Annotated in this window: 24 protein-coding genes; 18 read left to right on the forward strand and 6 right to left on the reverse strand. The window is 66.5% G+C overall.

Going from position 1 to position 23334, the window contains the following annotated elements:
- Positions 1 to 3: 3 nt before the first annotated feature.
- From cydB to P1K30_RS00905, 8 genes are all read left to right on the forward strand, one after another.
- Entirely contained in the window at positions 4 to 1167 is a 1164-nt protein-coding gene (cydB, locus tag P1K30_RS00870; RefSeq protein WP_275630781.1) for a cytochrome d ubiquinol oxidase subunit II, read from the forward strand.
- Between the two features lie 13 nt (positions 1168 to 1180).
- Positions 1181 to 1318, forward strand: a complete 138-nt coding sequence (gene cydX, locus P1K30_RS00875) for a cytochrome bd-I oxidase subunit CydX (RefSeq protein WP_275630782.1) — start codon at positions 1181 to 1183, stop codon at positions 1316 to 1318.
- Positions 1319 to 1441: 123 nt separating this feature from the next.
- Positions 1442 to 2503 (forward strand): dipeptidase, encoded by a 1062-nt coding sequence (locus P1K30_RS00880; protein WP_275630783.1) that lies wholly within the window; start codon positions 1442 to 1444, stop codon positions 2501 to 2503.
- A gap of 115 nt (positions 2504 to 2618) precedes the next feature.
- Positions 2619 to 4175: an ABC transporter substrate-binding protein gene (locus tag P1K30_RS00885; protein ID WP_275631546.1), complete on the forward strand. Its 1557-nt coding sequence runs from the start codon at positions 2619 to 2621 to the stop codon at positions 4173 to 4175.
- 97 nt (positions 4176 to 4272) lie between these two features.
- Positions 4273 to 5244: an ABC transporter permease gene (locus P1K30_RS00890; RefSeq protein WP_275631547.1), complete on the forward strand. Its 972-nt coding sequence runs from the start codon at positions 4273 to 4275 to the stop codon at positions 5242 to 5244.
- Entirely contained in the window at positions 5241 to 6164 is a 924-nt protein-coding gene (gene nikC / locus P1K30_RS00895) for a nickel transporter permease (protein ID WP_275630784.1), read from the forward strand. The genes P1K30_RS00890 and nikC overlap by 4 nt, the downstream gene beginning before the upstream one ends.
- Positions 6161 to 7024 (forward strand): ABC transporter ATP-binding protein, encoded by an 864-nt coding sequence (locus P1K30_RS00900; RefSeq protein WP_275630785.1) that lies wholly within the window; start codon positions 6161 to 6163, stop codon positions 7022 to 7024. Before nikC ends, P1K30_RS00900 begins: the two co-directional genes overlap by 4 nt.
- Positions 7021 to 7773 (forward strand): ABC transporter ATP-binding protein, encoded by a 753-nt coding sequence (locus P1K30_RS00905; RefSeq protein ID WP_275630786.1) that lies wholly within the window; start codon positions 7021 to 7023, stop codon positions 7771 to 7773. The genes P1K30_RS00900 and P1K30_RS00905 overlap by 4 nt, the downstream gene beginning before the upstream one ends.
- 56 nt (positions 7774 to 7829) lie before the next feature.
- Here the strand turns inward: P1K30_RS00905 and P1K30_RS00910 are convergent, their stop codons facing one another.
- From P1K30_RS00910 to P1K30_RS00930, 5 genes are read right to left on the reverse strand one after another with little or no spacing between them, the layout of a single operon-like run.
- Entirely contained in the window at positions 7830 to 9200 is a 1371-nt protein-coding gene (locus P1K30_RS00910; protein ID WP_275630787.1) for a multicopper oxidase family protein, read from the reverse strand.
- Positions 9197 to 9676 carry a DUF6505 family protein gene (locus P1K30_RS00915; protein ID WP_275630788.1) on the reverse strand — a complete coding sequence of 160 codons (480 nt, stop codon included), beginning with the start codon at positions 9674 to 9676 and terminating at the stop codon, positions 9197 to 9199. The genes P1K30_RS00910 and P1K30_RS00915 overlap by 4 nt, the downstream gene beginning before the upstream one ends.
- Complete coding sequence (locus P1K30_RS00920) at positions 9673 to 10374, reverse strand: biotin/lipoate--protein ligase family protein (protein WP_275630789.1); 702 nt, start codon at positions 10372 to 10374, stop codon at positions 9673 to 9675. The genes P1K30_RS00915 and P1K30_RS00920 overlap by 4 nt, the downstream gene beginning before the upstream one ends.
- Positions 10371 to 11441: an Mrp/NBP35 family ATP-binding protein gene (locus P1K30_RS00925; protein WP_275630790.1), complete on the reverse strand. Its 1071-nt coding sequence runs from the start codon at positions 11439 to 11441 to the stop codon at positions 10371 to 10373. Before P1K30_RS00925 ends, P1K30_RS00920 begins: the two co-directional genes overlap by 4 nt.
- A 3-nt stretch (positions 11442 to 11444) precedes the next feature.
- The gene (locus P1K30_RS00930) at positions 11445 to 11636 is read right to left on the reverse strand and encodes a DUF6494 family protein (RefSeq protein ID WP_275630791.1); all 192 of its coding nucleotides are present in this window, start codon (positions 11634 to 11636) and stop codon (positions 11445 to 11447) included.
- A 65-nt stretch (positions 11637 to 11701) separates the two neighbouring features.
- On the opposite strand from P1K30_RS00930, the gene P1K30_RS00935 reads away from it, so the two are divergent.
- Positions 11702 to 12469, forward strand: a complete 768-nt coding sequence (locus tag P1K30_RS00935) for a substrate-binding domain-containing protein (protein ID WP_275630792.1) — start codon at positions 11702 to 11704, stop codon at positions 12467 to 12469.
- Here P1K30_RS00935 and P1K30_RS00940 read toward each other — a convergent pair.
- On the reverse strand, positions 12463 to 14415 hold the full coding sequence (locus P1K30_RS00940; protein WP_275630793.1) for a 4Fe-4S binding protein: 1953 nt from the start codon (positions 14413 to 14415) through the stop codon (positions 12463 to 12465). The two genes, P1K30_RS00935 and P1K30_RS00940, sit on opposite strands and share 7 nt — an antisense overlap.
- A 380-nt stretch (positions 14416 to 14795) precedes the next feature.
- On the opposite strand from P1K30_RS00940, the gene P1K30_RS00945 reads away from it, so the two are divergent.
- The 9 genes from P1K30_RS00945 to P1K30_RS00985 all read left to right on the forward strand — a co-directional run bounded on the left by P1K30_RS00945 (position 14796) and on the right by P1K30_RS00985 (position 23303).
- Positions 14796 to 15362 (forward strand): DUF3305 domain-containing protein, encoded by a 567-nt coding sequence (locus P1K30_RS00945; RefSeq protein ID WP_275630794.1) that lies wholly within the window; start codon positions 14796 to 14798, stop codon positions 15360 to 15362.
- Positions 15359 to 16003: a DUF3306 domain-containing protein gene (locus P1K30_RS00950; protein ID WP_275630795.1), complete on the forward strand. Its 645-nt coding sequence runs from the start codon at positions 15359 to 15361 to the stop codon at positions 16001 to 16003. Before P1K30_RS00945 ends, P1K30_RS00950 begins: the two co-directional genes overlap by 4 nt.
- A complete protein-coding gene (locus tag P1K30_RS00955) occupies positions 16000 to 16608 on the forward strand; it encodes a TorD/DmsD family molecular chaperone (RefSeq protein ID WP_275630796.1) in 609 nt (202 codons plus the stop codon). The genes P1K30_RS00950 and P1K30_RS00955 overlap by 4 nt, the downstream gene beginning before the upstream one ends.
- 65 nt (positions 16609 to 16673) lie before the next feature.
- A complete protein-coding gene (locus P1K30_RS00960; protein WP_275630797.1) occupies positions 16674 to 16868 on the forward strand; it encodes a twin-arginine translocation signal domain-containing protein in 195 nt (64 codons plus the stop codon).
- A 105-nt stretch (positions 16869 to 16973) separates the two neighbouring features.
- Positions 16974 to 19946, forward strand: a complete 2973-nt coding sequence (locus P1K30_RS00965; protein ID WP_275630798.1) for a formate dehydrogenase subunit alpha — start codon at positions 16974 to 16976, stop codon at positions 19944 to 19946.
- Between the two features lie 12 nt (positions 19947 to 19958).
- Positions 19959 to 20552, forward strand: a complete 594-nt coding sequence (gene fdh3B, locus P1K30_RS00970; RefSeq protein WP_275630799.1) for a formate dehydrogenase FDH3 subunit beta — start codon at positions 19959 to 19961, stop codon at positions 20550 to 20552.
- 93 nt (positions 20553 to 20645) lie between these two features.
- Positions 20646 to 21881 carry a formate dehydrogenase subunit gamma gene (locus P1K30_RS00975; protein ID WP_379560867.1) on the forward strand — a complete coding sequence of 412 codons (1236 nt, stop codon included), beginning with the start codon at positions 20646 to 20648 and terminating at the stop codon, positions 21879 to 21881.
- Positions 21882 to 21888: 7 nt separating this feature from the next.
- Positions 21889 to 23181, forward strand: a complete 1293-nt coding sequence (locus P1K30_RS00980) for a c-type cytochrome (protein ID WP_275630800.1) — start codon at positions 21889 to 21891, stop codon at positions 23179 to 23181.
- Positions 23178 to 23303, forward strand: a complete 126-nt coding sequence (locus P1K30_RS00985) for a hypothetical protein (RefSeq protein ID WP_275630801.1) — start codon at positions 23178 to 23180, stop codon at positions 23301 to 23303. The genes P1K30_RS00980 and P1K30_RS00985 overlap by 4 nt, the downstream gene beginning before the upstream one ends.
- Positions 23304 to 23334: the final 31 nt, after the last annotated feature.

A 23334-nucleotide genomic window follows, 5' to 3' on the forward strand; every position in this document is an offset into this window, starting at 1 on the left:
GCCATGATCCTTTACGAACTGTTCAGTTATGACCTGCTGCGCGTGGTCTGGTGGCTGCTGCTGGGGGTGCTGTTGATCGGCTTCGCGCTGACAGACGGCTTCGACATGGGCGTTGGTGCGTTGCTGCCCTTCGTGGGGCGCACCGATGTGGAACGCCGCGTGGTGATCAACACCATCGGCCCCGTTTGGGAAGGCAACCAGGTGTGGTTCATCCTTGGCGGCGGGGCGATCTTCGCCGCGTGGCCGCCTCTGTACGCAGTCAGCTTCTCGGGGTTCTACCTGGCGATGTTCCTGATCCTTGCCGCGCTGATCCTGCGGCCGGTGGGGTTCAAGTACCGGTCCAAGCGCGACAGCGCCGCATGGCGGTCGGGCTGGGACTGGGCGCTGTTCATCGGCGGCGCGGTCCCGGCGCTGGTGTTCGGCGTCGCGGTGGGCAACGTCCTGCAGGGCGTGCCGTTCGAACTGACGCAGGACCTGTACCCGCTGTATCCCGGTTCCGCCTTCGGCAAGCTGTTCGGCCTGCTGAACCCCTTCGCGCTGCTGTGCGGTCTGGTGTCGCTGTCGATGCTGCTGACGCATGGCGCCGCGTGGCTGTCGATCAAGACCGAGGGCTTCGTGCAAACCCGCGCGCAGAACATCGGCGCGATGACCGGCGTGCTGACCATCGTGCTGTACGCGGTGGCGGGGCTGTGGCTGGCCTTCGGGATCGACGGCTATGCGCTGGTGACCGAGGCCGCGCCGGACGGCCCGTCGAACCCGCTGTACACCGAGGTGACGCGCGGCGTGTCGTGGATGGCGGCCTATGCCGACCGTCCGTGGATCGCCATCGCGCCTGGCTTGGGTTTCCTTGGCATGGCGATGGCGGTTCGGGCGATCCGGTCCGGCGGCGAAGTGTCGGCGCTGTTGTGGTCCAAGCTGGGCATCTTCGGCGCGATCTCGTCCGTGGGCCTGACGATGTTCCCCTTCATCCTGCCGTCGTCGCTGTCTCCGGACAGTTCGCTAACGGTGTGGGACGCGTCGTCCTCGCATCAGACGCTGTTCGTGATGCTGGTGGCCACGGTCATCTTCATGCCGATCATCCTTGCCTACACGGCGTGGGTCTACCGGGTCCTGTGGGGCAAGGTGACCGAGGACGACGTGACCGGCAATTCCGAAACCCTGTACTGAAGGAGACCCGACGATGTGGTATTTCGCCTGGATCCTCGGCCTTCCGCTGGCCGCCGTGTTCGCCGTGATGAACGCGATGTGGCTGGAACTGCAAAGCGACCGCGACCTTGTCGCGCGCGGGAACGAGGACGACCCCAGCCTGCGCGACTAGGCGCCGGCCGACCCGATACCGAAAACGCCGACCTCCCGGACGCTGCGGTTGCGTGGCGTCCGGGGAATGGTCATTCCGCGTGAATGGGTCTAGCCCTTTGGCATAGCCATACAGGACCTGCCCATGACATCGCCCGAACCAGTCCCCTTTTTCGACGGTCACAACGACCTTGTCCTGCGTCTGCTGCGCGGCTCGGTCACGCCTCAGGGCGTGGTCGACGGGCTTCCGGACGGCCATATCGACCTGCCGCGTGCGAAGGCGGGCGGATTCGGGGGCGGCTTCTTCGCCATCTTCGTGCCCAGCCCGGCCGGGGCCTCTGTCGATTTCGACGAGATGCAGAAGCCGCAGTACGACCTGCCGCTGCCGCCGATGCTGGACCCGGCAGAGGCGCTGACCACCACGCTGGACGGCTTCGGCGTGATCGAGGCGCTGGAGGATGCAGGTGCGCTGACCATTTGTCGCACCGCCGACGAGATCGACGAGGTGCTGAAGCGCGGCGAACGGATGGCCGCGGTCATGCACATCGAGGGGGTCGAGGCGATCGGCCCCGACCTGAAAGAGCTGCACGACTTCCACGCCCGGGGCCTGCGCTCGCTTGGTCCGGTCTGGTCCCGGCCCACGATTTTCGGGGAAGGGGTGCCGTTCCGCTATCCGTCCGACCCCGACATCGGCGGCGGTCTGACCGAGGCGGGCAAGGCTTTGGTGAAGGAATGCAACGCGCTGAAGATCATGATCGACCTCAGCCACCTGAACGGCAAAGGGGTCGAGGACGTCGCCGCAATTTCGGACGCGCCGCTGGTCGCGACCCACTCGAACGCGTGGTCGGTCTGTCCCCATGCCCGCAACCTTACCGACCGCCAGCTAGAGATGATCGCGGACAGCGATGGGATGGTCGGAATCAACTTCGCGTCCGCCTTCCTGCGACCCGATGGCAAGATGGATGACGATTTCGGGCTTGACGTCATGATGAGACATCTTGACCATCTGATAAAATTTCTGGGCGAAGATCGCGTAGGCATTGGTTCTGACTTCGACGGTGCGCTGATACCGAAGGGGATCAAGGATTGTGCAGGTCTGCCCAATTTGCGGACCGCGATGCGGGACAACGGGGTAGACGACGCACTGATGAAGAAGCTGGCCCACGGAAACTGGTTGCGCGTTTTGCGCCTGACGTGGGGACAATAGGTCAACGAACCACCAACCCGGTCGCCAACGAGCGGCCGGGGCACACAAAAACCAACTGGGAGTAAGACACGTGAAACAACTCAAGACGTTCAAGGTCGCGGCCCTGACCGCGCTGATGCTGGGGACTTCGCTGACCCCCGTCATGGCCGAAACGCCGCCGAACATGCTGGTGATCGCCAACCGGATCGACGACATCAAAACCTTCGACCCGGCCGAAAGCTTCGAGTTCGCGGGCGCCGACGTGTCGCGCAATGTGTACGAGAAACTGGTCAACTTCGATCCGATGGATCTTGATGCCGGTTTCGGCCCGCAGCTGGCTGAAAGCTGGGAAATCTCGGAAGACGGCAAGACCATCACCTTCACGATCGCCGAAGGCCACGTCTTCTCGTCCGGCAACCCGGTGACCGCCAAGGATGCCGAGTTCTCGCTGCGCCGCGCGGTGCTGCTGAACAAGACGCCCTCGTTCATCCTGACGCAGTTCGGCTTTACCCCCGAAAACGTCGAGGAAACCATCGTCGCCACCGATGACATGACGCTGCAGATCACGCTGGACCAGCAGTACGCGCTGTCCTTCGTGCTGAACTGCCTGACCGCCACCATCGGCGGCATCGTGGACATGGAAACCGTCATGGCCAACGAGGTCGACGGTGACATGGGCAACGCATGGCTGCGCACCAACACCGCAGGATCCGGCCCCTACAAGGTGGTCGAGTGGAAGCCGAACGAATCGGTGCTGATGGATCTGAACCCGAACTACGGCGGCGAAGCCCCGGCGATGGAGCGGGTGATCGTCCAGCACATTCAGGAATCGGCCACCCAGCGCCTGCTGCTGGAACGCGGGGACATCGACGTCGCCCGCAACCTGTCGCCCGAAGACATCGCCGGCCTTGACGGCGTGGACGGCGTGAAGGTCGTCGACGAACTGCGCGGCCGCCTGATGTATTTCTCGGCCAACCAGAAGGTCGACATGCTGGCCGACCCGAAGGTGCTGGAAGCCCTGAAATACGCGGTCGACTACGAAGGCATGGCGAACTCGTTCCTCAAGGGCCAGTACACCGTGCATCAGGCCTTCCTGCCGCTGACCTTCCTTGGCGCGCTGGAAACCAAGCCGTTCACCTACGACATGGACGCCGCAAAGGCCGCGCTGGCCGAATCCGGCTATCCGGACTGCGGCCCGATCGCGATCTCGGTGCGCGACGCGCAAGAGCGGATGGACATCGGCCAGTCGCTGCAGAACACGTGGGGCCAGCTTGGCTGTGACATCGAACTGATCGTCGGCACCGGCGCCCAGACGCTGGACCGCTACCGCGCTCGTGAACACGACATCTACCTTGGCGCATGGGGCCCGGACTATCCCGACCCCAACACCAACGCCGGTACCTTTGCCTACAACCCCGACAACTCGGACGAAGCGGGCGCGACCGGTCTTCTGGCTTGGCGTAACGCTTGGGGCATCCCGGAAATGAGCGAGGAAACCCTTGCCGCCGTCGTCGAGAACGACACCGCGACCCGGGCCGAGATGTACATGGCGCTGCAGGAAGAGCACCAGCAAGTCTCGCCGTTCGGCGTGATGTTCCAGCAGATCGAACAGAACGCGATGGGCGAAAGCGTCGAGAACTTCGTTGCCGGTGGTGCGACCACCGCGGTGTCCTACTGGGTCATCACGAAGTAAGCGCCGCACAGTGGTAGAACAGGTCAACATTCCGGGCGGGCGGCGCAAGCCGCCCGTTCCGCCTTGGGCAAAGAAGACCGGCGCGACCTTCGCGACGGTGGCGGCAACGCTTCTGGGACTTCTTTTCGTGACATTCATGATCGGCCGCGTGATGCCGATCGACCCGGTTCTCGCCGTGATCGGCGAACGGGCAACGCAGGCGCAGTACGACGAGACCTTCCGCGAGCTGGGGCTGGACAGGCCGCTGATCGTGCAGTTCGGCATCTACGTCGGAAACGTGCTGCAAGGCGACTTCGGCACCTCGATCCGCACCGGACAGCAGGTCGCCGACGACATCGCACGGGTATTCCCGGCCACGCTGGAACTGGCGACGCTGGGCACGCTGATCGGCGTGTTCCTTGGCGTGCCGCTGGGCGTCGTGGCCGCCGTCCGGCGCGGCTCGTGGATCGATCAGGTCAGCCGCTTCGTCGGGCTGATCGGGTATTCCATGCCGATCTTCTGGCTGGGGCTTGTGGGCCTTTTGCTGTTTTACGGCATCCTTGCATGGGTGGCCGGTCCGGGAAGGGTCGGGATCTTCTATCAGGGGATCGTCGAGCCGATCACCGGCATGTTGCTGGTCGACAGCCTGCTGCGCGGCGAATGGGCCGTGTTCAAGGACGCGTTCAGCCACATCATCCTGCCCGCCTCGCTGCTGGGCTATTACTCGCTGGCCTACATCAGCCGGATGACCCGCTCGTTCATGCTGGAACAGCTGAATTCGGAATACGTGACCACGGCGCGGGTGAAGGGGCTGTCGGAAAGCACCGTCATCTGGAAGCACGCCTTCCGCAACATCCGCATCCAGCTGATCACGGTGATCGCGCTGGCCTATGCCAACCTGCTGGAGGGCTCGGTGCTGACCGAGATCATCTTCGCATGGCCCGGCATTGGCCAGTACATCACCACGTCGCTGCTGGCGAACGACATGAACTCGGTCCTTGGCGGGACGATCGTGATCGGCACCATCTTCGTGTGCCTGAACATCTTCTCTGACCTGCTGTACCGCTTCTTCGATCCGAGGTCGAAATGACCGAGACTGTTCAAAAACAAGGGCTGCGCGACTGGCTGCTGGCGGAAGAGCCGACTTCGCGCAGGCAGGCCCGCGCCGCCGCGTGGTATCAGGGCTGGCTGTCGTTCCGGTCCAACACGCTGGCGATGGTCGGGCTGATCATTCTGGTCTTCCTGATCCTGTGCGCGATCTTCGCGCCGCTTCTGGCCACACAGGATCCCTTCGCGCAGGATCTCGCCGCGCGCCTCCAGCCGCCGGGGACGGACGGGCACCTGTTCGGCACCGACAGCCTTGGGCGGGACATCTTCTCGCGGCTGCTTTATGGCGCGCGGATCTCGATTTACATCGTCCTGCTGGTGGCGATGGTCGCGCCGCTGCTGGGCCTGCTGATTGGGACGATCTCGGGCTACATGGGCGGCTGGGTCGATGTGCTGCTGATGCGCTTCACCGACATCTTCCTTGCCTTCCCGCGCCTGATCCTTGCGCTGGCCTTCGTGGCGGCGCTGGGGGCGGGGATCGAGAACGCGGTGCTGGCGATCTCGCTGACGGCGTGGCCGCCCTATGCGCGGATCGCGCGGGCTGAGACGCTGACGATCCGCAATTCCGACTATATCCACGCGATCAAGCTTCAGGGCGCGGGGACCGCGCGGATCATCACGCGGCACATCTGGCCGCTGTGTATCTCGTCGCTGGTGATCCGGGTCACGTTGGACATGGCGGGCATCATCCTGACCGCAGCCGGCCTTGGCTTTCTGGGCCTTGGGGCGCAGCCGCCGTCGCCGGAATGGGGTGCGATGATCTCGGAAGGGCGCAAGTACATCCTTGATTACTGGTGGGTCGCGACAATCCCCGGTCTGGCGATCTTCTCGATCTCGCTGGCGTTCAACCTGCTGGGCGACGGCCTGCGCGACGTGCTCGATCCGAAGGAGGGCGGCCAGTGACCCAGACCAACCTTCTGGACATCGAAAACCTGTGGGTGCGCTTTCCGACCCGCAACGGCATCTTCGACGCGGTGCGCGGCATCAGCTTCAGCCTTGACCGCGAACGGCTTGGGATCGTGGGCGAATCCGGGTCCGGCAAGTCGATGACCGGACGCGCGATCCTGCGCCTGATCCGCAAGCCGGGCTTCATCACCGCCGATCGGATGGAGATGGACGGCGAGGATATCTTGAACGTGCCGGAAACCCGGATGCGCAAGCTGCGCGGGCACAAGGCGTCGATGATCATGCAGGACCCGAAGTTCTCGCTGAACCCGGTGATGACGGTCGGCCAGCAGATCACCGAGGCGCTGCGCACCCATGAAAAGGTGTCGAAATCCGTCGCCCGGACCCGCGCGCTTGAGATGCTGGACCGCGTGGCGATCCGCGAGCCCGAGCGAGTGTTCGACCTGTACCCGCACGAGGTCTCGGGCGGCATGGGGCAGCGCATCATGATCGCGATGATGCTGATCCCGGGCCCCGAGATCCTGATTGCGGACGAACCGACCTCGGCGCTGGACGTGAGCGTCCAGTTGCAGGTGTTGGAAATCATGGACGAACTGGTGCGCGAGCGGGGGATGGGACTGATCTTCATCAGCCACGACCTTAACCTTGTGTCGAAGTTCTGCGACCGGATCGTGATCATGTACGCCGGGCGCATCGTCGAAGTCTGCGAGGCGGGCCGCCTGAACGAGGCGACCCATCCCTACACGCGGGGGCTGCTGAACTCGGTTCCCGACCTAGAACACCCCCGCGACCGGCTGGAGGTGCTGCAACGCGACCCCGCCTGGCGCGAGGCCCCATCCGTGAGTGCCCTGCTGTGAACGCGCTTGAGATCAAGGACCTGAACGTCTGGTTCGGCGAGGGCGCCGCGCGCACCGACGCCGTGAAGCATGTCAGCTTTGACGTGGCCGAGGGCGAAAGTTTCGGCCTTGTCGGGGAAAGCGGATCGGGCAAGTCGACGGTGCTGCGCGCCATCGCCGGGCTGGTGCCGACGTGGAACGGCGAGATGCGGGTGATGGGAGAGCCGCTTGGCGTCGCCCGCACCCCGAAGTTCTACAAGACCGTGCAGATGGTGTTTCAGGACCCCTATGCCTCGCTCCACCCGCGTCAGACGGTGGACCGTGTGCTGTCCGAGGTGCTGGGCCTGCATGGTTTCAAGGACATCGACGCCCGCATCGACAAGCTGCTGCGCGACGTGGGGCTGGGGCCGGGCTTTCGCTTTCGGTATCCGCACCAGCTGTCGGGCGGCCAGCGCCAGCGCGTCGCCATCGCCCGTGCGCTGGCGCCAGAGCCGCGCGTGCTGCTGCTGGACGAACCGACCTCGGCGCTGGACGTCAGCGTGCAGGCCGAGATCCTGAACCTGCTGGCGGAACTGCGCGCCGAGCATGGCCTGACCTACATCATGGTCTCGCACGATCTTGGCGTCGTGGGGCACCTGTGCGGCCGGATCGCGGTGATGCAGACCGGCGAGGTGGTGGAACTGCTGGGCGTCGAGAAGATGCGCGCGCTGCAGGCCGAACACCCGTACACGCGGCACCTGCTGGAAAGCTCGATCGGGGCGGTGAGGTAGCAGGATCTTCTAGAAGATCCTGCCCGCCGGAATTTCCTAGAAAATTCCAGCGCCTATCAGCGGACCTTCACCCAATGCATCATGCCGCTGGCCGAGTGGTCGAGCATGTGGCAGTGGAACATCCAGTCGCCGGGTTCCTCAGCGACGAAGGCGATTTCGGTCCGGTCGCCCGGCATCACGAGGACCGAGTCGCGCCACGGGCCGCCGGGGCGGTCGCCTTCGATCACGCGGAACGGATGGCCGTGCAGGTGCATGACGTGTGGCCATGCGGTGTCGTTGATCAGCGGCATCCGCAGCGTCTCGCCCGGTGACACCGTGGCGATGGGCGTGTCGGGCACACCGGCCGCGCCGTTCAGCGCCCAGACCAGACCTTGCTGGACAAGATCCTGCATCGGCATTTCTACACCATCGGCACGGGCGGCGGTCATGCGGCCCATTGCGCCGCCCTCGATCCGCACTTCGGTCGCGCGGGCCTTGGACAGGTCGCCCAGCGGCGGAAGCGGGTTGGGCGGAAGCGGTGCGGGCGCGGCGCGGGCCGCGTCGCGTTCGGCCTCGGACGGCGTCACCTCGTACAAAACCGCCGCACTGTCGCCTTCGACCAGCCCCAGATAGGCGGTCTCGTCGCCGGTCGCGCTGACATCGACGATCAGGTCCATGCGCTGGCCCGGTCCCAGCACCAGCATCTCGGGCAGGGCCGCCGGTGTTTCCAGCGGGTGGCCGTCCTCGGCCACGGTCCAGCCTGTGAAACCGGCGTGCACGATCTGCATGACGCGCGAGGCGGCGGCGTTGATCAGCCGCAGGCGCAGGCGGCCATGCAGCGGCAGGTCACGTTCGATGTAGGACTGGCCGTTCGCGGTGACGTAGTTGCCGATCCGCCCCGCGTGCGCCATGTCGTGCAGCGCGCCGAAGTCCTCGACCATGGTGCCGTCGGGCTGCATCCGCCAGTCCTGCAGAACCAGTGCCTCGTCGCGGTCGACCTCGGGGGCGTCCGCCTCGGTCACGATCAGCGCCCCGGCCAGCCCGCGGCCGACCTGTTCATAGCTGCGGTCGTGCGGGTGGTACCAGTAGGTGCCCGCGTCCTTCAGATCGAAGCCATAGTCGAAGGTGCCGCCCGGCGCGACGCTGTCCTGCGTCATTCCAGCCACGCCATCCATCGCGTTGGGCAGACGCAGGCCGTGCCAGTGGATCGTGGTGGGCTGATCCAGCCCGTTCACCAGCCGCCGGTCCAGCCGCGCGCCCTGCGGCAGCCGGATCTCGGGGCCGGGCATCCCGCCGTAGCCCCAGACGTCGGTGGTCGGGTAATCGGACGGCAGGATTTGCAGGTTTGCCGGGGCAGGGCGAAGCTCGGCGACTGCCGCCAAACCGGCCCGCGGCAAAGCCAGCGTGGCGGCGACAGAGCCAAGGAAGGTGCGTCGGGTCAGCTTCATTCGTCGAGACTCCCGTGGATGGCGAACTGGTCAAGCCCGGCCTCCTGCGCCTCGATCACGCGGTAGGCCTCGCGCACGCCGGCCTCGGTCAGCTCGCGGGCGACGGTCAGCACGGTGTTGGGCGCGTGATCCTCGCACAGTTCGATCATCTGGGCGAGTTCCTCGCGTGCGACGGGCAGGGCAGCCTCTTCCGAGGGCGCGCCGTAGTAGGTCACGAAGTGGCGGGCCAGCCCCCGGCACAGCGCCTCGTGCTCGGCGGGTTCCAGCGTGGTGACCGCCACGAAGGTGACGCGGCCGAAGGTTTCCAGCCCCATCCAGCCGTTCGCGAAGGCCTGCCGGGCCTTGCCGGTCAGGTCGGCCTCGGTCCAGTTCGAGAACTCGAACCCGCCCGAGATGCACCACTCGCCGGTGCGCGCAGGCGAATGGAACACCCGGCTGTCGCTTTCGTCGAAGTGAATGGCGCGGGCCAGTTTCATGCGGGGTCCTCCAGAAGCTCGGTCAGCGGGATCAGCCGGGTGGTGTCGCCGCTTTTCAGCAGCATCCCCAGCCGTTCGTCCACGCCGGTGAATGTACCCGTGACGCCGCCCTGCGTCACCTGTTCGTCGATGCCGTGGGCGATGCCGATCCATTCCTTGTGGATCGGTCGGACGCCCTCGTCCTCCCATCGGCCCAGCCAGACCAGCGTGTGGCGGGCCCAAGCCTCTAGCAGCTGCGGCAGTTCGATGTCGCCGCAGCCCTCGTTGTACAGGGCGGTGGTGTCTGGCTTGACGCCGGGGTCCTCGGTCGCGTCGACCGCGATCAGGTCCAGCCCGATCACCATCCAGCCAGGCACGGTTTCCGGGTCGCGCGTGTCGGCCGCCATGCGCAGCCGACCGCACAGGCCGCCGTTCACGCGGATGTCGCCGTTCCAGCCAAGGTAGACCCCGACCGACGGCGGGGCCAGCGCGCCAAGCGCATTCTGGAACCCGATGCCGCACACCGGCAGCGCCAGCACGGCATCGGCCAGCGGCACCTCGGGGGCGAAGACGATGGCCGCCTCCAGCCGCTCGGGGGCGGGGCGGTAGGTGATCAGCCCGGCGTCGCACCCCGCTGCCGCACGGGCGCAGGCGGCGGCGAAGGGATCGCCCCGCACCGCCTCGCCCGTGAACAGTGGCGGAAAGGACGGCTCGGTCACGCGGCGCCCTCGGACACCAGTTTCGAGGCGATGTCCTGAAACGCCTTGGCCTGCGCGCTGTCGGGCTGCGACACCACGATGGGCGCGCCGCCGTCGGACGCCAGCCGGATATCCAGATGCAGCGGCACCTCTGCCAGCAGCGGCACACCCAGCTTCTCGGCCTCGGCCGCGACACCGCCGTGGCCGAAGACGTGTTCCTCGTGGCCGCAGTTGGAACAGATATGGGTCGACATGTTCTCGATCATGCCGACGATCGGAACCTTCAGCTGCTGGAACATGTCGATCCCCTTGCGGGCGTCCAGCAGGGCCACGTCCTGCGGCGTCGACACGATCACCGCGCCATCGACATGGGCCTTCTGCGCCAGCGTCATCTGCACGTCGCCGGTGCCGGGCGGCAGGTCGACGATCAGCACGTCCAGCGCGCCCCACTGCACCTGCGTCATCATCTGCTGCAGCGCGCCCATCAGCATCGGCCCGCGCCAGACCACCGCCTGACCTTCATTGGTCAGAAGGCCGATGGACATCAGCGTGACGCCGTGGTTGCGCAGCGGCAGGATCGTCTTGCCGTCGGGCGAGGCGGGGCGACCCGACACGCCCAGCATCCGGGGCTGCGAGGGGCCGTAAACGTCGGCGTCCAGCAGGCCGACGCGGCGGCCCTGCTGCGCCAGCGCGCAGGCAAGGTTGGCCGACACGGTCGACTTGCCGACGCCGCCCTTGCCGGATGCGATGGCAAGGATGCGGTCGACGCCGGGAATCTTCTGCGGGCCCTGCGGCTCGGCGGCGCGGCGCGGTTTCAGGTCCGGCGGCGCCTCGGGCGTCGAGGTGGGGCCGGTCATCACGACGGAAACCTTGGCCGCGCCCGCCTGTTTCAGCGCCGTCTCGGCGGCGGCCTGCACCGCCTCGTAATCCTTGGCCCGCTTCGGGTCGATCTCCAGCACGAAGCGCACGTCGCCGGCGTCGCCGACGTTCAGCGCCCGCATCACCCCGGCGGCGACGATGTCGCTGCCGGAAACCGGATCGTCGATCTGTTTCAGCAGGCCAAGGACGGTGTCTCGATCAAGTGCCAAGTTTCAGTCCTGCCCCTTGATGGTGCCGCTGACCGTGTGTTCCAGACCCAGCTCGGGGATCGTGATGGTGGCGGTCGCGGTGAATTCCTTGCCCGACGTCTCGGCGTCGCGCATCGCTTCCTCGATGGCCTGCTGCGAGGTGACGCCCACCTGCTTCAGGAACTTGCGCATCGACATGTTGAAGTCTTCGCTCATGGTCTGTCCTTCCCTTGGTTCAAGTTGTCTTGACGGTTCGGTTGCGCGCTTTCTAGGATCGGTCCATGCACGGCATCCGGCAGATACTGGCGGCGGCGGTCGTTCTGATCCTCGCCCAGGCACTCGCGCCCGTTCCCGCCCCGGCACAGGACCGAACGGTCCGGCTGGCCGCGCCCGCGGCGCTGGTGGATAGCGGTGTGTTGCGCTATGCCTTGCCGCGCTTCTCTTTGAAAACGCAGGTAAAAGTTCAGGTCGTCGCGCCCGGCGACGCGGCCGATATTGCGTTGGGCGACGACGGCGTCGCGGTGTTCGAAGGCCCGGATCAAAGCTGGCACGTCGCCGTTCTTTCGTCCGACAACGACGGGGCCGCGCGGCTGGCGGATTGGTTCGCCTCGGACGTCGGGCTGGCGACGATCACCGGCTACGCGCCGGATGGGGCCGCGCTGTTCGGGCCGCCCGAAGTGGTCGAGGCCGCACCCGAAGAGATCGAGATCGACACCGAACTGGCGCGCGCCGGGCTTGTGGCGTCGCGCGTCCACTGCGTGCGCTGTCACGTCATTTCCGAAGACACGCGCATGACCTCGATCGACAGCACGCCGTCCTTCTTCCTGCTGCGCGCCTTCGACGACTGGGAATACCGGTTCCAGGTGTTCTACATCCTGAACCCGCACCCGGCCTTCACCCAGGTCGAGGGCGTGACCGAGCCGTTCCCGATCAGCCGCCCGTCGCCCATCGTCCCGGTCGAGATGACCGTGGACGAGGTCGAGGCCATCGTGGCCTATGTCGCCGGGCTGGAGCCCGCCGACCTGGGGGCGCCGCTTCAGCATCAGTGATCGCGGCGCTTCGACAGGTAGTCGTCGGTGGTGCGCACGCGGGGCCGGTCCGGTCCGCGCAGCGGCGAGTTGTCGGCGTGGTACTGCGCGTTCACCCGGCAGTCGTCGCACATCTGGATCATGCGGATCGCCTGCGGGTTCTGGTACATCGCGTGGCCTTCTAGCTTGGCCGTGATCCGTTCGATGGTGGACTTCACCCCGAACAGCGTGCCGCATTCGACGCAGGGGAAGGGTTCTTCCTCGTGGAGGACCACCTGTTCCAGCGCCTGCGGCGTCAGGTTCAGGCGCGGCTCCAGCGTGATCGCGGTCTCGGGGCAGATGTTGGCGCACAGGCCGCACTGCAGGCAGGCGTCTTCCTGGAACCGAAGCTGCGGCAGGTCCGGGTTATCGCCAAGCGCGCCGGACGGGCAAAGCGACACGCAGGACAGGCACAGCGTACAAGCGTTGGTGTCGACCAGCACCGCGCCATAGGGCGCGCCTTCGGGCAGGGCGAGGATGTCCGCATCGGGGCGCAGGCCCTTGGCGGCGGACCGGGCGATCTGGCGGCGGCTGCCCAGCGGTCGCACCGGGTTGGCGCGCGGCGCGGGCGTGTCGGCGCCATACAGCGCGTCGGTCATCGCGTCGGGGTCGTTGGTGTCCAGCACCGCGACCGACCCGTCGGAGATCGCCGTCACCAGCGCCACTTGCGCGGCCAGCGCGTCGCGGTCGGTGCCGGGCGTGGGCATCACGGTGACGGTGGCGAAGCCTGCGGCCAGCGCGGCCAGCATCTCGGCGTGGCCGAAGCCGTTCACCGCGTCGACCTCCATCGGGATCACGTCGGCGGGCAGGCCGCGCCCGTGGCGGGCGGCAAGGCGCACCATCTCGGCCCCGTGCGCGCCAGTGACCAGCAGGCGCGGCGCCGTGCCGCCAGCGTCGAGATAGGCTTTCGCCAGCGTCTGCACCCGGCGCATCGTCAGGTCGACCGGCGGCGCGTCATAGCTGATCGCGCCCGACGGGCAGGCCGCCGAACAGGCGCCGCAGCCAGCGCAGATCATCGGATCGACGGTGACGTGTTCGCCGTCCGGCACGATCGCGCCGGTGGGGCACAGGTCAAGGCAGCGGGTGCAAGCCGTCTGACCGGCCCGGGAGTGGGCGCACAGCAGCGGCTCGGTCCGCACGTAAAGCGGTTTCTCGAAGGTGCCGACTAGATGCGACGCGGCCATCACGGCGGCGGCCACGGCGGCGGGGCTGCCCGGATCGGCGCGCAGGTAGCCTTCGCGCTTTTCGTGGGCGGGGAACAGCGGCGGATGCGCAGGCCCGCGCAGGTCGAGGATCACGTCGCAGTCCGACACCGCGCCGTCGCGGGGCGCCGTCAGCGTCAGCGGACCGCGACCGGCGGGTTCGACCTGCCGCAGCGTGTCAAAGGTCACGCGGAAGCCCCCCAGCGCCCCCGTCGCGCTGCGCAGCGAACCGGTGACCGCGTCGAAGGCGCGGGTGTCGGGCACGTCCTGCGGATCGGCCAGCAGCACGGTGACGCCAAGGTGGTCCTTCAGCTGCTCGGCAGCCGCCAGCGCGGTGTCGGTGGGGCCAAGGATCAGGCACAGACCTTCCGAGATCACGTCCACCGACTTGGCCGCAGGGGCGGGCAGCGTGGCCTCGGCCGCCAATGCGGACATTTTGGGTAGCTTGGGGGCGGGGTCGTCGGACCATCCGGCCCGGTCGCGCAGGTCAAGGAAGGCCGGAACGTCGGCCCCGATCTCTTCCGCGAGATCGGTGAAGGTGCGCGTCTCTTGTCCGCAGCAGATGATCGCGTCGCCCCCCGCGATGGCCTTCGCGGCGGTCTCCAGCTCGCGGGTGCACAGGGCGGTGCAGGGCGGGCGCACCTCTAGACCGGTGGCCCGTTCCAGACCCGCGGCGTCGATGCGCTGCGACCCCTCGCAATCACATGTTATCAAGCACTTGGACATTGATTTCCTCAGGCTCCCTGGTGCCTTGTCGCGTCCGGATCGCGGCGCGAAACGCCGCCGGACAAGGGCTGATCCGTGTCGTTTCGGACCAGCCTAGGCAGGATTTCCAGCCGCCGTAAAGCGGGATTCGAGGCGGCGCAAGGGGGCGATCAGGTGCTTGTGACCACAAACCGTTGATGGCCTCAGAGGTGATTCACCGGCGCCGGATTCCGACTAAAAAAGTCATGATGGACAAAACGTCCACTCGTCCCGTTCGGGTGACGCAAACCTGCCCATTCTGTCCAGTCATACGGTCTTTTGCACCCCGGGTGTTTGAATTCACTTCCATTCCCCTTTCGCAATGCGCTTAGAATCCGTGCAAGTTGGAGGATACCCAGACCATGAAATCATCCGGGCGGAGCCAGAGCCTGCCAGTCGGCGTCGTTTTGCGCCGCGCCCCCGGGGTGACCCGTTGGGCGAAATGGGCTTGGACCGTGGCTGGCGTGCTGCCCGGTGCGGGCAAGGCGGATTGGCGGATGCTGCGCAGCGAAGGCGACGTGACCGAGTATCACGCCTTCACCGGAACGGTGCACCTTCATGCCACCGAAACCGAGGCCTACATGGTAGCGCTGAACGACACGCCCCCCAGCCTGTACGTGATCATGCGCCGCGAAGGCACGGGCGATAGCCCGCTGTCTCTGGTGACCGTGACCGCATCGCCCTACGACGCACAGGACTATGCCGACAGCGGCGAGGAAGTGGTCGAGAAGGTGCCGATGCCCGACGGTTTCGCCGCGTGGGTCGAAGCGTTCTGCGATGCCCACCACGTCGAGCACGAGTTCAAGAAACGCCGCCGCGACCGGTCGCGGGTCGATCTTGTCGAAGATGGTGTGGGCGACGCCCGGATCGTGCAGACCACCGATGTATACCGCTCGCCGCGCTCGGCCCGGCAGGGGAGACTGAATTGAGTTTCTGGGCCAACCGCCGCGCCGCCGTCGCCGCCGAGGAAAAGGCCGACCGCCTTGCCGCCGAGGTTCGCGAGGCCGAGGTTCGCGAAGCATCCGTTGCCGAAAAGACCGACGCCGAGCTGCTGGCGCAGTTCGGGCTGCCGGATCCCTCGACGATGAACGCGGGCGACGACTTCAAGGCGTTCATGGCCCGCGAGGTGCCCGCCCGCCTGCGCCGCCTTGCACTGCGCCGGATGTGGCGGACGAACCCGGTGCTCGCCTGCGTTGACGGGCTGAACGACTATGACGGCGATTTCACCAACGCGGCGACCGATGCGCCGGGGGTGAAGACGGCCTATCAGGTCGGCAAGGGGCTGACCGCGCATGTCGAGAAGCTGGCGCGCGAGGCGCTGGGAACTGACGCCGACGATCCGCAGGTCGCGGTCGCGGACGACATCGCCGAGGCCGAAGAGGCCGCCGCCCTGACGCCCGAGACCACGGCGAATACTGGGACCACGACGACCGAGCGCCGCGAGGATCAACCGCAGGCCACCGCATCCGCCGACGCGGCGCATCAGACCGAGGCGCCGACGCTGCGCCCGCGCCGGATGCGCTTTGCCTTCGACGACACGGCGACACATGGGGAGCAACAGACAGCATGACCGCCACCGCCCAGCCCGTAAGCCAGGTGATCGCCGACGAAGACCGCCTTCGCGCGGATCTTTACAATTTCCTCGGCGTGCTGCTGGCCGGCCCGCCGGACCAGCTGATGCTGGATCAGACTGCTGGGCTGACCGGGGACGAGACCGATCTGGGGCAGGGCATCACCGCGCTGGCCGCCATCGCCGCGAAAAGCCGTCCGGCTGCCGTGCAGTCCGAGTTCAACAAGCTGTTCATCGGCCTCGGCCGGGGCGAGTTGCTGCCTTATGCCAGCTATTACCTGACGGGTTTCCTGAACGAAAAGCCGCTTGCCGTGTTGCGCGAAGACATGCGCGCCCGTGGCCTGACCCGCGCCGAGAACGTGTTCGAGCCCGAGGACAACATCGCCTCGCTGATGGAGATGATGGGCGCGATGATCGTTGGCCGCTTCGGTGTGCCGGCCTCGCTGGACCAGCAGAAGACGTTCTTCAACAAGCACATCCGCCCTTGGGCGGGCCATTTCTATACCGATCTCGAGGGCGCCAAGAACTCGGTCTTCTATGCCGCCGTCGCCCAGGTGGGCCGCGCCTTCATGGAGATCGAGGCGGAAGCCTTCCGTATGACATGACCACGGCCCCACAGGCCGCAACCCCCACAAGCCAGACAGACAGAAAGCCAAGAGGAGGGAACGACGTGACGAAAAAAGACGAACCTCAGAAAAGCAGGCGCGATTTCCTGAAGCTCGCCGGGACCACGGCGCCCGCCGCTGCCGTCGCTCTCGCCTCGGGCACCGCGGCAGAGGCCGGACCGGCCGAACCCGATCTTCAGTCGGACAGCATGCAGGATACCGCACACACGCGGGCCTACTACGAAAGCGCCCGGTTCTGACCCGGACAAGGTGACCGCCGGCCCACGGGGAACGATGGGGCCGGACCAAGATAGTACCAAGCGCGCGGCCAGCAGGGGCAGGTCGTCAGCCAAGGGAGAAAAAGAATGCTGAGGAAAAAGACAAACGGGGTGGCACGGCGTCCGCAGCGGACAAGCATGCTGTCCGAGGTCGCGAACACCTCGGTCGACCGTCGCGCGTTCCTGCGCGGCTCCGGTCTTGCCATCGGCGGCCTTGCCGCGATCGGCGCGACCGGCGGAACGGTGACCCAGGCCACGGCGCAGTCCGCCGAAGAGGCCGTCGAGATCCGCAAATCCGTCTGCACCCACTGCTCGGTCGGCTGTACCGTGATGGCAGAGGTCCGCAACGGCGTCTGGATCGGACAGGAACCCGGCTGGGACAGCCCGTTCAACCTGGGCGCTCACTGCGCCAAGGGCGCTTCGGTGCGTGAACACGCCCACGGCGAGCGTCGCTTGAAGTACCCGATGAAGATGGTCGGCGGCGAATGGGTCCGCATCAGCTGGGACGAGGCGATCAACGAGATCGGCGACAAGATGCTGGAAGTCCGCGAAAGCAGCGGCCCCGACAGCGTCTACTGGCTGGGCTCGGCCAAGCATTCGAACGAACAGGCCTACCTGTTCCGCAAGTTCGCCGCCTACTGGGGCACCAACAACGTCGACCACCAGGCGCGGATCTGTCACTCGACCACCGTTGCGGGCGTTGCCAACACATGGGGCTACGGCGCCATGACCAACAGCTACAACGACATCCACAACAGCCGTGCGATCTTCATCATCGGCGGCAACCCCGCCGAGGCGCACCCGGTGTCGCTGCAGCACGTGCTGCGCGCGAAGGAACAGAACAACGCGCCGCTGATCGTCTGCGACCCGCGCTTTACCCGCACCGCCGCCCACGCGGACGAATACGTGCGGTTCCGTCCGGGGTCGGACGTGGCGCTGGTCTGGGGCATCCTGTGGCACATCTTTGAGAACGGCTGGGAAGACCGCGAATTCATCCGCACCCGCGTCTGGGGCATGGACGAAATCCGCGACGAGGTTGCCAAGTGGACCCCCGAAGAGGTCGAGCGCGTCACCGGCACGCCCGGTTCGCAGCTTGAGCGCGTCGCGCGCACGCTGGCCAACAATCGTCCCGGCACGGTGATCTGGTGCATGGGCGGCACCCAGCACACCAACGGCAACAACAACACCCGCGCCTACTGCATCCTGCAGCTTGCGCTGGGGAACATGGGCGTCGCCGGCGGCGGCACCAACATCTTCCGCGGCCACGACAACGTGCAGGGCGCGACCGACCTTGGCGTTCTGGCCGACACGCTGCCGGGCTACTACGGCCTGAGCGATGGCGCCTGGGCGCACTGGGCCCGCGTGTGGGAGGAAGACCCCGAGTGGCTGAAAGGCCAGTTCTCGGATGCGACCTTCGACGACACGCCGATCATGAACCTGAACGGCATCCCGGTGTCGCGCTGGATCGACGGTGTTCTGGAAGACCCCGAGAACATCGACCAGCCCGACAACACCAAGGTCATGGTTCTGTGGGGCCACGCGCCCAACTCGCAGACCCGTATGCCCGAGATGAAGACGGCGATGGAAAAGCTCGACATGCTTGTCGTGGTGGACCCGTACCCGACCGTTTCGGCCATCCTGCATGACCGCACCGACGGCGTGTACCTGCTGCCGGCCGCGACGCAGTTCGAGACCTACGGCTCGGTCACCGCGTCGAACCGGTCGCTGCAATGGCGCCAGCAGGTCGTCGAGCCGCTGTTCGAGTCGCTGCCCGACCATGTCATCATGCACAAGTTCGCCACCAAGTTCGGCTTCGCCGACCGGATCTTCCGGAACATCGAAGTGAACGGCGAGGAACCGCTGGTCGAGGACCTGACCCGCGAGTTCAACCGCGGCATGTGGACCATCGGCTATACCGGCCAGTCGCCGGAGCGGATGAAGATGCACATGGAGAACCAGCACACCTTCGACCGCACCACGCTGCGCGCCAACGGCGGGCCTGCTGACGGTGACTTCTACGGTATGCCGTGGCCCTGCTGGGGCACCGCCGAGATGAACCACCCCGGTTCGGCCAACCTGTACGACGTGTCGCTGCCGGTGGCCGAAGGCGGCATGGGCTTCCGTGCCCGCTTTGGCGTGGAACGCGATGGCGACAACCTGCTGGCCGACGGCGTTGCGCCGGTGGGCTCGGAAATCCCGGACGGGTACCCCGAGTTCACCATGCAGATGCTGATGGACCTTGGCTGGGACGGTGACCTGACCGACGAAGAGCGCGCCGTGATCGAGCGTGTCGCCGGGTACGAGGCGCCGGAAGAGGCCGACGAGGGACAGGAAGAGGTCGGCGAGACCTCGCAGCAGGGCGAACGGCCCAGCGACTATGCCGAAAGCGTCGGTGGCGTGAACTGGAAGACCGACCTGTCGGGCGGCATCCAGCGCGTTGCCATCGCCCACGGCTGTGCGCCCTACGGCAACGCCAAGGCCCGCGCCGTGGTCTGGACCTTCCCGGATCCGGTTCCGCTGCACCGCGAGCCGCTGTACTCCAACCGTCGCGATCTTGTGGCCGACTACCCGACCTATCAGGACAAGAAGTTCTGGCGGGTGCCGACGATGTACGCCTCGATCCAGGAGAACGACTTCTCGGAAGAATACCCGATCATCCTCACCTCTGGCCGACTGGTCGAGTACGAAGGCGGCGGGGACGAAACCCGGTCGAACCCCTGGCTGGCCGAGCTTCAGCAGGACATGTTCATCGAGATCAACCCGCGTGACGCCAACGACCTTGGCATCCGCGACGGGTCGCAGGTCTGGGTGGAAGGTCCGGAAGGCGGTCGCGTTCGGGTGATGGCGATGGTGACGCCCCGCGTCGATGCGGGCGTGGCGTTCATGCCTTTCCACTTCGGCGGCTACTACCAGGGTGAAGACCGTCGGTCCAAGTATCCGGACGGTGCCGATCCCTACGTGCTTGGCGAAAGCACCAACACTGCGCAGACGTACGGCTATGACTCGGTCACCCAGATGCAAGAGACCAAAGCCACCCTCTGCAAGATCATGCCGGCGTAAGGAGAGACACACATGGCACGAGCTAAATTCCTCTGCGATGCCGAACGCTGCATCGAGTGCAACGCCTGCGTCACCGCGTGCAAGAACGAGCACGAAGTTCCGTGGGGCATCAACCGTCGCCGGGTGGTGACCATTCAGGACGGCCAGCCGGGCGAACGCTCGATCTCGGTCGCCTGTATGCACTGCTCGGACGCGCCCTGTATGGCCGTCTGCCCGGTGGACTGCTTCTACCAGACCTCGGACGGTGTGGTGCTGCACTCCAAGGACCTGTGCATCGGCTGCGGCTATTGCTTCTACGCGTGCCCCTTCGGCGCGCCGCAGTACCCGCAGGCCGGCAACTTCGGATCGCGCGGCAAAATGGACAAGTGCACCTTCTGCGCCGGTGGCCCGGAAGAGAACAACTCCACCGCCGAGTTCCAGAAGTACGGCCGCAACCGGATCGCGGAAGGCAAACTGCCAATCTGCGCCGAGATGTGTTCCACCAAGGCCCTGCTGGCTGGCGACGGTGACGTCGTGTCCGCGATCTACCGCGAACGCGTCGTGGCCCGTGGCTTCGGCTCGGGTGCTTGGGGCTGGGGCACCGCCTACGACCAGAAAGGCGGCTAAGGCCTTCTTTCCGGACATTGGGAAAACGTGCGCGGCCCCTTGGACGGGGCCGCGTGCAGTTCAAGTAACTCCCTGGCGCGAAGGGGAAATTCTATGATCCGTACGATCCTTGCCCGTCTCATGGTGGCACTGGTGGTTTCCGTCACCATGCTGCCCCTCGCGCTGCCGCTGGCCGCGCAAGAAGTCGACCGCCCCGAAACCGAAGGCAGCCCGACCGGCGGCGCCCCGACGCTGGAGGACATCCTTGCCCGCCAGCGCGGCGAGACCGTGGACGACAGCGACCGGCGCGCGAACATCGGCGATCCGGACAGCGCGGCGTCGATCGCCGATCAGCTTGGCACGCTCGGCGGCGCCTCGGACCCCGACCTGTGGCGGTCGATCCGGTTCAACGAGGAACCGAACATGAGCGTCTCGGCGGGCGGCGACGTCGCCAAGGTGCTGGTGCAGGACGGCGGCATGGCGTGGTACAATTTCCGCGCGGGCCCTCTGCGCGAATATGGCGGCTGGCTGCTGATCGGCACCATCGCGGTGCTGGCGCTGTTCTTCCTGATCCGGGGTCGTATCCGCATCGACGGCGGCAAATCCGGGCGGACCGTCACCCGGTTTCAGTTCATCGAACGGATGGCGCACTGGACGCTGGCCGGCTCGTTCATCCTGCTGGGCCTGACCGGCCTGCTGACCCTGTTCGGCCGCGTCGCGATCGCGCCCTACCTTGGACTTGATGCGAATGCGTGGTTGCTGCACATCTCGAAGCTGATCCACAACAACGTATCCTGGGCCTTCATGGTCTCGCTGGTCGTGGTCTTCGTGATGTGGGTTGCCCACAATATCCCGAACAAGACCGACCTTGTCTGGATCAAGCAGGCCGGTGGCATCATCGGCAAGAACCACCCCCCGGCGAAGAAGTTCAACTTCGGTCAGAAGATCATCTTCTGGTCGGTGATCGTGCTGGGTGTCTCGGTCTCGGTGTCGGGGCTGTCGCTGCTGTTCCCGTTCGAGCTGCCGCTGTTCGCCAAGACCTTCGGCATCCTGAACGACACGGGCCTGCCGCAGTGGGCGGGCTATGGCCCGCTGCCCACCGCGCTGGCGCCGCAGGAAGAGATGCAGTTCGCCCAGCTTTGGCACGCCATCGTGGCCTTCGTGATGATGGCGATCATCCTTGCCCACATCTATATCGGCACCGTCGGCATGGAAGGCGCGTTCGATGCGATGGGCTCGGGCGAGGTGGACGAAGAATGGGCACACCAGCACCACGCGATCTGGCTGGAAGAGGTGAAAGAGAGCGAGGCTTCGGCCCCGAAGGGCGGCACCACCACCCCGGCAGAGTAACGCGGTGATGCGGGCGCTGATCGGCGCCGCGATCCTTGCCGCCGTCATGGCGGACCGGGGCGCGGCGCAGGATTTCACAACGCTGAAGGGGCACGGCGGGCCGGTCATGGGCATCGCCGTGTCCGAGGACGGCACGGTGGCGACGGCGAGTTTCGACAACTCGGCCGCGCGCTGGACCGGCCGCACGCCCGCGTGGCTGGAAGGGCACGACGCGGCGGTGACCGTGGTGGCCTTCGTGGATGAAACGCGTATCGTGTCCGGCGGCGACGATTTCACCGTCCGGCTTTGGCAGGACGGGCAGGGCCGTCTGCTGGGCGAACACCTTGGCAAGGTCACCGCGCTCGCCGTGTCTCCGGACGGGGCGACCGTGGCCAGCGGCAGCTGGGACGGCTCGATCCTGCTGCACCCGCTGGCCGAGGGCGAGACGCGCACGCTGGCCGACCCGCGCAGCGGCGTGAACGCGGTGGCGTTCTCGGCCGATGGCGGCACGCTGTACGCAGGCACGATGGACGGCGCGCTGCTGGCCTACGACCTGTCGACCGACGACACCCCCACGGTGCTGGTGGAACATGGCTTTGGCGTGAACGAGGTGGTCGCGGGCGACGGCTGGATCGCCTATGGCGCGGTCGACGGCGGCACGCGGGTCATCGACGCGGCCACCGGCACGCAGATCGCGGATTTCACGCTGGACCGCAGGCCGATCCTGTCGATGGCATGGGACGCGGGCAGCGCGCAGCTCGCCGTCGGGGACGGGCAGGGGTACATCATGGTGGTCGACACCGCCGGCTGGACCATCGCCCGCGATTTCCGCGCCACTCGGCAGGGGCCGGTCTGGGCGCTGGATTTCTCGCCCGACGGGCAGACGCTATATGCGGGCGGGCTGGACGACGTGGTCTACGCGTGGCCCGTAGCCGCGCTGGACACGTTCGAACCGGCGATGGGGCAAGAGCGAAGCTTCCTGCGCGACGCGGACACGATGCCGAACGGCGAACGCCAGTTCATGCGCAAGTGCTCGATCTGTCACGCGCTGGAACCGGGCCCCTCGCGCAAGGCCGGGCCAACGCTTTACGGCGTGTTCGGGCGGCAGGCGGGCACCGTCGCGGACTACCCCTATTCGCCAAGGCTGGACGGTTCCGATATCGTCTGGACCGAAGAGACCATAGACGACCTGTTCGAAATCGGTCCGGACCACTACATACCGGGTTCGAAGATGCCCATGCAGGTGATCGCGGGCGAAAACGACCGCGCCGATCTTGTCGCCTACCTTCGGCAGGCGACCGCAAAGGAGACTGACCAATGAAGGCAATGTTCACCGGCTTCGTGGCCATCGCGGTGATCGCGGTCGGCGCGCATTTCGCGCTGGAGAACGCGGGGTTCTCGTCGCAGGACGTCAACAGCGGCAACAGCGTGCGGCTGGACTAGGGGCGTGTCGGCAGAGCCGATTACCTACGGC

This window comes from Psychromarinibacter halotolerans, assembly GCF_029168315.1.
Taxonomy (GTDB): Bacteria; Pseudomonadota; Alphaproteobacteria; order Rhodobacterales; family Rhodobacteraceae; genus Psychromarinibacter; species Psychromarinibacter halotolerans.

What these genes read in the sequence shown, in the direction of transcription:
- P1K30_RS00940 (WP_275630793.1), bottom strand. Translation starts at nt 14,415, where the DNA reads ATGTCCAAGTGCTTGATAACATGTGATTGCGAGGGGTCGCAGCGCATC.
- P1K30_RS00910 (WP_275630787.1), bottom strand. Translation starts at nt 9,200, where the DNA reads ATGAAGCTGACCCGACGCACCTTCCTTGGCTCTGTCGCCGCCACGCTG.
- P1K30_RS00880 (WP_275630783.1), top strand. Translation starts at nt 1,442, where the DNA reads ATGACATCGCCCGAACCAGTCCCCTTTTTCGACGGTCACAACGACCTT.
- P1K30_RS00975 (WP_379560867.1), top strand. Translation starts at nt 20,646, where the DNA reads ATGATCCGTACGATCCTTGCCCGTCTCATGGTGGCACTGGTGGTTTCC.
- fdh3B (WP_275630799.1), top strand. Translation starts at nt 19,959, where the DNA reads ATGGCACGAGCTAAATTCCTCTGCGATGCCGAACGCTGCATCGAGTGC.
- cydX (WP_275630782.1), top strand. Translation starts at nt 1,181, where the DNA reads ATGTGGTATTTCGCCTGGATCCTCGGCCTTCCGCTGGCCGCCGTGTTC.
- P1K30_RS00935 (WP_275630792.1), top strand. Translation starts at nt 11,702, where the DNA reads ATGCACGGCATCCGGCAGATACTGGCGGCGGCGGTCGTTCTGATCCTC.
- P1K30_RS00965 (WP_275630798.1), top strand. Translation starts at nt 16,974, where the DNA reads ATGCTGAGGAAAAAGACAAACGGGGTGGCACGGCGTCCGCAGCGGACA.
- P1K30_RS00985 (WP_275630801.1), top strand. Translation starts at nt 23,178, where the DNA reads ATGAAGGCAATGTTCACCGGCTTCGTGGCCATCGCGGTGATCGCGGTC.
- P1K30_RS00885 (WP_275631546.1), top strand. Translation starts at nt 2,619, where the DNA reads ATGCTGGGGACTTCGCTGACCCCCGTCATGGCCGAAACGCCGCCGAAC.
- P1K30_RS00930 (WP_275630791.1), bottom strand. Translation starts at nt 11,636, where the DNA reads ATGAGCGAAGACTTCAACATGTCGATGCGCAAGTTCCTGAAGCAGGTG.
- P1K30_RS00945 (WP_275630794.1), top strand. Translation starts at nt 14,796, where the DNA reads ATGAAATCATCCGGGCGGAGCCAGAGCCTGCCAGTCGGCGTCGTTTTG.
- P1K30_RS00980 (WP_275630800.1), top strand. Translation starts at nt 21,889, where the DNA reads ATGCGGGCGCTGATCGGCGCCGCGATCCTTGCCGCCGTCATGGCGGAC.
- nikC (WP_275630784.1), top strand. Translation starts at nt 5,241, where the DNA reads ATGACCGAGACTGTTCAAAAACAAGGGCTGCGCGACTGGCTGCTGGCG.
- P1K30_RS00955 (WP_275630796.1), top strand. Translation starts at nt 16,000, where the DNA reads ATGACCGCCACCGCCCAGCCCGTAAGCCAGGTGATCGCCGACGAAGAC.
- P1K30_RS00915 (WP_275630788.1), bottom strand. Translation starts at nt 9,676, where the DNA reads ATGAAACTGGCCCGCGCCATTCACTTCGACGAAAGCGACAGCCGGGTG.
- cydB (WP_275630781.1), top strand. Translation starts at nt 4, where the DNA reads ATGATCCTTTACGAACTGTTCAGTTATGACCTGCTGCGCGTGGTCTGG.